Here is a 6,570-nt window from a genome sequence, read left to right as displayed (position 1 = left end):
ATGCGAGAGTAGGACACTGTCAGGCACCTATTTAGAAGAGGCCTCCCATTCGGGAGGCCTTTTTGCATTTCTGCGTTCCAAAAATCTGCCATGCCGCCGGCATTTTAGTAAAAGTGCTGGGCTATCAAGGGATTGCCCGTTACTCTTTAGCCGTTACCGATTAACACGTGATGCTGCCAGCGAGGTATTGATGGCTACGTTGAAGGAAATTGCACAGGAAGCGGGGGTTTCTCTCGCGACGGTATCCCGGGTACTGAACGAGGATCCCAGCCTGAGCGTCAAGGAAGAGACCAAGCAGCGGATCTTCGAGATTGCCGAACGGCTGGAGTACAAGACCAGCAGCGCCCGCAAGGGGGTACACAAGAGCAAGCTGCACTTTCTGGTGGTCTATGCCTATCCCCAGAGTACCGAGGTCAACGATCCCTACTATCTCGCTATCCGTTATGGCATCGAGACCCAGAGTGCCCGCCTCAATATCGAACTGACCCATCTCTACAACTGCGGTGAAGGGCGCGAACTGAGCGCCGTGGATGGCATTCTGGTGGTCGGTACCCTCACAGCCGAGCGTCTCGTCCAGCTCAGGGCTTGTTCCAGCCAGCTAGTGTTTGTCGACTGCCGTTCACAGGGAGAGTTCGATTCGGTCGATGTGGATCTCGCCCTGATCAGCCAGCAGGTAGTCGATTACTTCATCGCGCAGGGGCACCAGCGTATCGGTTATATCGGTGGCCAGGATGAGAATCCGGACCTGCGTGAACTGGCCTTCCGCGATTATGGCCAGCGGCTGGGGGTGGTGCTGGAGAGCGATCTCTATCGTGGGGACTTCTCCAGCGCTTCCGGCTACCAGTTGGCGAAGGAGATGCTGGCCGGCGACTGGCCCAAGGCGCTGTTCGTCGCCTCCGACTCCATCGCCATCGGTGTGCTGCGTGCCATCCACGAGAAGGGACTGGCGATTCCCCAGCAGATCGAGCTTATCAGCGTCAACGATATTCCGACCGCCAAGTTCACCTTCCCGCCGCTCTCAACGGTGCGGATCCACTCCGAGTTGATGGGCTCCCAGGGGGTCAATTTGCTGGTTGAGCGGCTGCGAGACGAGCGTGATATTCCACTCCGGGTGCTGGTACCGAGCAAGCTGACCCTGCGTGGCACCACTCGCTGATTTTAGTAAAATATTCTGCTTTTTAGTCGCGCCATCTTGCGGTGGTGCGACACCTCTCCCTAGCAAACCTCTTTCCCATATCATCCAACAACTTCATATCATATTGTTTTGTAGCTGATTTTATTGCTAATTAGCCAACTGTTATCAACATCCATGCCACTCCTCCATATCTTGCCCTCCTTTATCTCCCGCTTCTGATCTCGCTCACAAAACCATCTGTTCATTGTGATCAGGTTAAAACTTTACCAATGCAAAGCTGATATTTAGTAAATGTTTATCTAGAGTTTACCCAGTTAACGTTGCCTTGTTCCGGGAGGACATGTGAATAACTGGGAAAACGTCCAATTCGTTGGTGAAAACAGGCTGGCCCCGCGCGCCTACTTCTTCTCTTATGCCGACCACGCGCTGGCGGCCACCATGCAGCGCGAGCTGAGCCGCCGTTTTCTGAGCCTTGGCGGCCAGTGGCAGTTCCACTACTTCGACCACCCCCTGCAGGTGCCGGAGGCCTTCTATCACAGCCCCATGAGCGAGTGGGGCCAGATCACCGTGCCCAACATGTGGCAGATGGAAGGACATGGTCAGCTGCAGTACACCGACGAAGGTTTTCCCTTCCCCATCGACGTACCCTTCGTGCCGACCAACAACCCCACCGGCGCCTATCAGCGCAGCTTCATGCTGAGCCCAGCCTGGGACGGCGAGCAGGTGATCATCAAGTTTGACGGGGTGGAGACCTACTTCGAGGTCTATGTGAACGGCCAGTATGTCGGCTTCAGCAAGGGGAGCCGTCTCACCGCCGAGTTCGATATCAGTGCCTACGCCAAGGTTGGCGAGAACCTGCTGTCGGTACGGGTGATGCAGTGGGCTGACTCCACCTATATCGAAGATCAGGACATGTGGTGGATGGCGGGGATCTTCCGCGACGTCTATCTGGTGGGCAAACCGGCCGCCCATGTGCAGGACTTCTTCATCCGCACCGCGCTGGCCGATGACAATCAAAGCGCCACCCTGAGCTGCGATATCCAGCTGGAAAATCTGGGGGCGGCTGCCCGTGATCACCGTCTGGTCTGGTCGCTGCAGGATCAGGGCAGCGAGATCGCCAGTGGCTCGCTCGACCATCTCGCCATCGACGGCAAGTGTGATTGCCACTTCACGCTGGATCTGGCCCACCCCCATCTATGGAGTGCCGAAGATCCTTACCTCTATCAGCTGCAACTCTCCCTCTACAACGGTCAGGGCGAGCTGCTGGAAGTGATCCCGCAGCGGGTCGGGGTGCGTGAAATCAAGGTCAAGGATGGCCTCTTCTACGTCAACGGCCACTACCTCAAGCTGCACGGGGTGAACCGCCACGACAACGACCATCTCAAGAGCCGCGCGGTCGGCATGGATCGTGTTGAACGCGATATCGTGCTGATGAAGCAGCACAACCTCAACTCGGTGCGCACCGCCCACTACCCGAACGACCCGCGCTTCTATGAGCTGTGCGACCAGTACGGCCTGTTCGTGATGGCGGAGACCGACGTGGAGACCCACGGTTTTGCCAACGTCGGCGATCTCAGCCGCATCACCGACGACCCCTTCTGGGAGCCGGTGTTCGTGGATCGCATCGAGCGCCACGTGCACGCCCAGAAGAACCACCCCTCCATCATCATCTGGTCGCTCGGCAACGAGTCCGGCTACGGCTGCAACATCAGAGCCATGTACCAGCGCTGCAAGGCGATCGACTCGACCCGGCTGGTGCACTACGAAGAGGATCGCGATGCCGAGGTGGTGGATGTGGTGAGTACCATGTACTCCCGCGTCTCCCAGATGAACTGCTTCGGCGAGTTCCCGATGGCGAAGCCGCGCATCCTCTGCGAATACGCCCACGCCATGGGCAACGGCCCGGGTGGCCTCAGCGAATACCAGCAGGTGTTCGACCGCCATCCCCACATTCAGGGTCACTACATCTGGGAGTGGTGCGATCACGGCATTCTGGATCAGGACGAGCAGGGCCGCCCCGTTTACAAGTACGGTGGCGACTACGGCGACTACCCCAACAACTACAACTTCTGCATGGATGGCCTCATCTATCCGGATCAGACTCCAGGGCCGGGCCTGCGCGAATACAAGCAGGTGGTCTGCCCGGTCAAGGTGCGGGCGCTGGATCTGGCGAGCGGCAAGCTGGCGGTGGAAAACCGCTACTGGTTTTCCACTCTCGACGATATCCGCCTGTTGGTCGAGGTGAAAGCCGAGGGCGAACTGCTGGCCAGCCAGCAAATCCGGTTGGAAGGGATTGCCCCCGGTGCCACCACAGAGTTGCAACTCGAACTGCCATCCCTCGATGGGCGGGAAACCTTCGTCCAGCTGCGGGTCATCAAGGCCACCGCCACCCGCTACAGCGCGGCGGAGCACGAGCTGGGCCAGTACCAGTTCCAACTGAAGGCATCGACTCGCCAGCTGCAGCCCTTTGCCAATCCCAACGCTACTCCGTTGCATATCGCCGACGAGCGCCTCGCGCTGACCCTGAGCGGCAGCGGCTTTGCCCTGCGCTTCTCGCGCCTCGACGGCAAGCTGGTGAGCTGGCAGCAGGATGGCAATGAGCTCATCGAGCGGGCGCCACGCCTCACCTTCTTCAAGCCGATGATCGACAACCACAAGCAGGAGTACGAGAGCCTGTGGCACCCGAACCACCTGCAGATCATGCAGGAGCACTTCCGCACCTTAAGCTGGCGCCAGCTGGGTGAGGCGGTCGAGGTAACGGTCGAGAGCCTGATCGCGCCGCCGGTGTTCGACTTCGGCATGCGCTGCCGCTACGTCTACACCCTGAGCCCGAACGGTCAGCTGCACGTGGTACTGTCCGGCCAGCCCTACGGCGGTTATGACGACATCATTCCCAAGATCGGCTTCGAGCTGGGCATTCGTCAGGATCTCGACCGGGTGCACTACTACGGCATGGGGCCGGGCGAAAACTATCAGGACAGTCGCCAGAGCAACTGGATCGACAGCTTCCAGAACACAGTCAGCGAGATGTGGGAGCACTACCCCTTCCCGCAGGATAACGGCAACCGCCAGCAGGTGCGCTGGGCGACCCTGACCAACCGCCACGGCGCCGGTCTCTACGTGCGACCCGATGCCCCCATCAACCTGAGCGTCTGGCCCTACAGCTGGGAGCATATCCACGCGGCGCAGCACATCAACGAGCTGGAACCGAGCGGTTATCTCACCCTCAATCTGGATCACAAGGTACTGGGGCTCGGCTCCAACTCCTGGGGCTCCGAGGTGCTGGACTCCTGGCGGGTGTGCTTCGAGCCATTCAGCTTCGGCCTGACCCTGCTGCCCATCGCCCGTGGCAACCTCAATCCGGCTGCGCTGGCCGGGCTCGATCTCACCATCAACGGCGGGAGGAACCTCGCATGATCACCCTGGACAACCTGACCCTGTTCAAAAACATCTACCGGGAGGGCAAGAAGTGGGGCCGCTGCGTGGAGGCCATCAACAACCTGCCGAACCTCAAGCCCGGCATCTGCCACTCCATCGGTGACTCCCTCACCTACCGCTTGCAGGAGGGGGCCAGCCCGGCCACCTCGTTGTTCGAGGGGCAGCGCCGCTACTTCGACGTTCACTACTACCTGGAAGGGGAAGAGACGGTGGAGTGGGCTGCCAAGAGCGAGCTGGCGGTCGAGCAGGCCTATGACGATACCACCGACCGCGAGTGGCTGGCCGGTGAGGTGCGTGAGCGCCAGCAGGTGGGCAACGGGCAGGTGGTGATCTTCGAGAACGACGAGGCCTACCGCTTCGTCGGCGACGGGCCGGTGCGCAAGGTGATCATCAAGGTCACCGTCGAAGGCGGCTACTTCAAAAACAAATAACAAGCCGCCGGTTCTGCACTGACAAAAGCCGGAAGGGCGGGGCTCACCCTACAACCCATGCCCCGCTCTTTCGCTAGATAACTACAGGTCTGGAGATGCACCATGTCTGATTCCAAACGGAATACGATAGGCAAGTTTGGTCTGCTGTCGCTCACCTTCGCGGCGGTATTCAGCTTCAACAACGTCATCAACAATAACATCGAGATCGGTCTGGCCTCGGCCCCGATGTTCTTTCTGGCCACCATTTTCTACTTCATTCCGTTCTGCCTGATCATTGCGGAATTTGTGTCACTGAATAAGAACTCCGAAGCGGGGGTTTACGCCTGGGTGAAGAGCTCCCTCGGCGGGCGCTGGGCCTTTATCTCCGCCTACACCTACTGGTTCGTGAACCTCTTCTTCTTCACCTCGCTGCTGCCGCGGGTCATCGCCTACGCCTCCTATGCCTTCCTCGGCTATGAGTACATTCTCACCCCGGTGGCGACCACGGCATTGAGCATGGTGCTGTTTGCCTTTGCCACTTACGTCTCCACCAACGGCGCCAAGATGCTGGGCCCCATCACCTCGGTGACCTCGTCCCTGATGCTGCTGCTGACCCTCTCCTACATCCTGCTGGCAGGTGCGGCACTGGTGGGCGGCGTGCAGCCGGCAGACCCCATCACGGTAGAGGCCATGATCCCCGATTTCAGCTGGGCCTTCCTGGGTATTACTACCTGGATCTTTATGGCGGCCGGTGGCGCCGAGTCGGTGGCGGTCTACGTCAATGACGTGAAAGGGGGCTCCAAGTCATTCGTGAAGGTGATCATCATCGCCGGGATCTTTATCGGGGTGCTCTACTCCATTGCATCGCTGTTGATCAACGTGTTCGTCCACAGCGACACCCTGAAATATACCGGCGGCTCGGTGCAGGTGTTTGAAGGGCTGGCAGCTTACTTCGGCCTGCCGGAGATCCTGATGAACCGCTTCGTCGGGCTGGTCTCCTTCACCGCCATGTTCGGCTCCCTGCTGATGTGGACCGCGACCCCGGTGAAGATCTTCTTCTCCGAAATCCCGGCCGGTATCTTCGGCAAGAAGACGGTCGAGCTGAACGAGAACGGCGTGCCCGCTCGGGCAGCCTGGATCCAGTACCTCATCGTGCTGCCGCTGATGGTGATCCCGACTCTGGGCTCCAACACAGCGCAGGATCTGATGAACACCGTCATCAACATGACCGCTGCCGCCTCCATGCTGCCGCCGCTGTTCATCATGCTGGCCTACCTCAATCTGCGGCTGAAGCTCGATCACCTGCCGCGGGATTTCAGGATGGGTTCGCGCACCACCGGCATCGCCGTGGTCTCGGTGCTGATCGCCATCTTCTCGGTGGGCTTCCTCGCCTCCACCTTCCCGACCGGCGCCGACATCATGACCATCATCTTCTACAACGTCGGCGGGATCGTGATTTTCCTCGGCTTCGCCTGGTGGAAATACAACAGATACGAGGCGTCCCTCAGTGCCGAAGCTCGTGCCAAAGAGGCCCAGCCGACAGCGCAGGTTGCCATGCAGACGCCATAGCCACTGCATTGAATCCCA

General features: G+C 59.5%; 4 protein-coding genes. All 4 read left to right on the top strand.

Annotated elements, in window-relative coordinates:
* The first annotated feature begins 190 nt into the window (after positions 1 to 190).
* The 4 genes from ebgR (at position 191) to AACR93_RS17800 (ending at position 6,552) form a co-directional block, all read left to right on the top strand.
* The gene (gene ebgR / locus AACR93_RS17815; RefSeq protein ID WP_043851545.1) at positions 191 to 1,156 is read left to right on the top strand and encodes a transcriptional regulator EbgR; all 966 of its coding nucleotides are present in this window, start codon (positions 191 to 193) and stop codon (positions 1,154 to 1,156) included.
* 321 nt (positions 1,157 to 1,477) lie between these two features.
* The gene (ebgA, locus tag AACR93_RS17810) at positions 1,478 to 4,552 is read left to right on the top strand and encodes a beta-galactosidase subunit alpha (RefSeq protein WP_043851544.1); all 3,075 of its coding nucleotides are present in this window, start codon (positions 1,478 to 1,480) and stop codon (positions 4,550 to 4,552) included.
* The gene (locus tag AACR93_RS17805) at positions 4,549 to 5,004 is read left to right on the top strand and encodes a beta-galactosidase subunit beta (protein ID WP_043851543.1); all 456 of its coding nucleotides are present in this window, start codon (positions 4,549 to 4,551) and stop codon (positions 5,002 to 5,004) included. Before ebgA ends, AACR93_RS17805 begins: the two co-directional genes overlap by 4 nt.
* A gap of 102 nt (positions 5,005 to 5,106) precedes the next feature.
* Positions 5,107 to 6,552, top strand: a complete 1,446-nt coding sequence (locus tag AACR93_RS17800) for an amino acid permease (RefSeq protein ID WP_043851542.1) — start codon at positions 5,107 to 5,109, stop codon at positions 6,550 to 6,552.
* Positions 6,553 to 6,570 lie beyond the last annotated feature (18 nt).

It is taken from the genome of Aeromonas sp. L_1B5_3, assembly GCF_963866575.1.
GTDB classification, from domain to species: domain Bacteria; phylum Pseudomonadota; class Gammaproteobacteria; order Enterobacterales; family Aeromonadaceae; genus Aeromonas; species Aeromonas jandaei.
Note: the sequence above shows the minus strand (reverse complement) of the source record. Positions and strands in the feature narration are given on the sequence as shown.